The 3429-nt window shown below is 56.7% G+C and carries 2 rRNA genes; both read right to left on the bottom strand.

The features are described from left to right. Positions 1-2: 2 nt before the first annotated feature. Positions 3-119: ribosomal RNA gene (gene rrf / locus ACH4T9_RS31865) — 5S ribosomal RNA — on the bottom strand. Between the two features lie 85 nt (positions 120-204). Further along, positions 205-3312 (bottom strand): 23S ribosomal RNA (locus tag ACH4T9_RS31870). Between the last annotated feature and the right edge of the window lie 117 nt (positions 3313-3429).

The raw sequence follows: 3429 nt of genomic DNA on the forward strand, positions 1-3429 counted from the left end.
ATGTCCGGCGGCGTCCTACTCTCCCACACCCTCCCGAGTGCAGTACCATCGGCGCTGGAGGGCTTAGCTTCCGGGTTCGGAATGTAACCGGGCGTTTCCCCTCCGCCATGACCGCCGTAACTCTATCGACATATCAAACAACACCAAAACAACTGGTCTGTTGTTCATTTGTCGAGAGTTGCACAGTGGACGCGTAGCAGCTTAGTAGTCAAGTCCTCGGCCTATTAGTACCGGTCAACTCAACCCGTTACCGAGCTTACATTTCCGGCCTATCAACCCAGTAGTCTAGCTGGGGGCCTTACCCCACCAAAGTGGGTGGGATACCTCATCTTGAAGCAGGCTTCCCGCTTAGATGCTTTCAGCGGTTATCCCTTCCGAACGTAGCTAACCAGCCGTGCCCTTGGCAGGACAACTGGCACACCAGAGGTTCGTCCGTCCCGGTCCTCTCGTACTAGGGACAGCCCTTCTCAAGTATCCTACGCGCACGGCGGATAGGGACCGAACTGTCTCACGACGTTCTAAACCCAGCTCGCGTACCGCTTTAATGGGCGAACAGCCCAACCCTTGGGACCTGCTACAGCCCCAGGATGCGACGAGCCGACATCGAGGTGCCAAACCATCCCGTCGATATGGACTCTTGGGGAAGATCAGCCTGTTATCCCCGGGGTACCTTTTATCCGTTGAGCGACACCGCTTCCACTCGCAAGTGCCGGATCACTAGTCCCGACTTTCGTCCCTGCTCGACCTGTCAGTCTCACAGTCAAGCTCCCTTGTGTACTTGCACTCAACACCTGATTGCCAACCAGGCTGAGGGAACCTTTGGGCGCCTCCGTTACCTTTTAGGAGGCAACCGCCCCAGTTAAACTACCCACCAGACACTGTCCCTGAACCGGATAACGGCCCGAAGTTAGAAACCCAAATCAACCAGAGTGGTATTTCAAGATTGCCTCCACCCATACTGGCGTATGGACTTCACCGGCTCCCACCTATCCTACACAAGCTAATTCGGATACCAATGTCAAGCTATAGTAAAGGTCCCGGGGTCTTTCCGTCCTGCCGCGCGTAACGAGCATCTTTACTCGTAATGCAATTTCGCCGGGCCTGTGGTTGAGACAGTGGGGAAGTCGTTACGCCATTCGTGCAGGTCGGAACTTACCCGACAAGGAATTTCGCTACCTTAGGATGGTTATAGTTACCACCGCCGTTTACTGGCGCTTAAGTTCTCCGCCTCGCCCCGAAGAGCTAACAGGTCCCCTTAACGTTCCAGCACCGGGCAGGCGTCAGTCCATATACATCGAATTACTTCTTCGCATGGACCTGTGTTTTTAGTAAACAGTCGCTTCCCCCTGCTCTCTGCGGCCATACAACGCTCCACCCGCAAGGGGCTTCACGTCTCCGGCCCCCCTTCTCCCTAAGTTACGGGGGCAATTTGCCGAGTTCCTTAACCACAGTTCGCCCGATCGCCTCGGTATTCTCTACCTGACCACCTGTGTCGGTTTGGGGTACGGGCCGCTAAGAACTCGCTAGAGGCTTTTCTCGGCAGCATAGGATCACTGACTTCACCTGAATCGGCTCGGCATCACGTCTCAGCCCATATGCACCGCGGATTTGCCTACGGTACGGCCTACACGCTTACCCCGGCACAACCACCGGCCGGGCTCAGCTACCTTCCTGCGTCACCCCATCGCTTGACTACTACCCGCCAGGTTCCCACACTCACCCGGTTAAGTCCGAAGACCGCCCCAAGATCACGCGGTTAGCACAACAAGGTTCATCATGGGCGCTCTTTCGCGGGTACGGGAATATCAACCCGTTGTCCATCGACTACGCCTCTCGGCCTCGCCTTAGGTCCCGACTCACCCAGGGCGGATTAGCCTGGCCCTGGAACCCTTGGTCATCCGGCGGAAGGGTTTCTCACCCTTCTTTCGCTACTCATGCCTGCATTCTCACTCGTGCCGCGTCCACAACTGGGTCACCCCGCTGCTTCACCCCCGGCACGACGCTCCCCTACCCATCCACACACCTGCACGCACCATCAAGGGCACGCGAGGATAAAATGTGAATGCCACAGCTTCGGCGGTGTGCTTGAGCCCCGCTACATTGTCGGCGCGGAACCACTTGACCAGTGAGCTATTACGCACTCTTTAAAGGGTGGCTGCTTCTAAGCCAACCTCCTGGTTGTCTATGCGACCCCACATCCTTTTCCACTTAGCACACGCTTAGGGGCCTTAGCTGGTGATCTGGGCTGTTTCCCTCTCGACTACGAAGCTTATCCCCCGCAGTCTCACTGCCGCGCTCTCACTTACCGGCATTCGGAGTTTGGCTGATTTCGGTAAGCTTGTGGGCCCCCTAGACCATCCAGTGCTCTACCTCCGGCAAGAAACACGCGACGCTGCACCTAAATGCATTTCGGGGAGAACCAGCTATCACGGAGTTTGATTGGCCTTTCACCCCTAACCACAGGTCATCCCCCAACTTTTCAACGTTGGTGGGTTCGGCCCTCCACGCGGTCTTACCCGCGCTTCAGCCTGCCCATGGCTAGATCACTCCGCTTCGGGTCTAGGACACGCGACTGAATCGCCCTATTCAGACTCGCTTTCGCTACGGCTCCCCCACACGGGTTAACCTCGCCACATGCCACTAACTCGCAGGCTCATTCTTCAAAAGGCACGCCGTCACCCCGCAAGGCTCCGACGGATTGTAGGCGAACGGTTTCAGGTACTATTTCACTCCCCTCCCGGGGTACTTTTCACCATTCCCTCACGGTACTTGTCCGCTATCGGTCACCAGGAAGTATTTAGGCTTACCAGGTGGTCCTGGCAGATTCACGGCAGATTACAGGGGTCCGCCGCTACTCGGGAACACCCACAGAAGACCAGCCACTTTCACCTACCGGACTCTCACCGCCTACGGTCAGCCATTCCAGACTGTTCGGCTAGCAACTGGTTTTATAACTTCTCGAACAAGTGTCAGCTCATTCAGCAAGGTCCCACAACCCCAACCACGCAACCCCTGACAGGTATCACACGCAGCCGGTTTAGCCTAGATCCGCTTTCGCTCGCCACTACTCACGGAATCACTCTTGTTTTCTCTTCCTACGGGTACTGAGATGTTTCACTTCCCCGCGTTCCCTCCACACACCCTATGTATTCAGGTGCAGGTGACATCACATGACTGATGCCAGGTTTCCCCATTCGGACACCCTGGGATCACAGCTTGGTTGACAGCTCCCCCAGGCCTATCGCGGCCTCCCACGTCCTTCATCGGCTCCTGGTGCCAAGGCATCCACCGTTCGCCCTTGACAACTTGACCACAAAGATGCTCGCGTCCACTGTGCAATTCTCAACAAACGACCAACCCACAACCCCAACAGCGCAACACCAGACCCGACAACCGCCGGCGGTATGCCACACCAGGCCATGCCTGGCA

The sequence above is a fragment of the Micromonospora sp. NPDC020750 genome (assembly GCF_044334565.1).
Taxonomy (GTDB): domain Bacteria; phylum Actinomycetota; class Actinomycetes; order Mycobacteriales; family Micromonosporaceae; genus Micromonospora.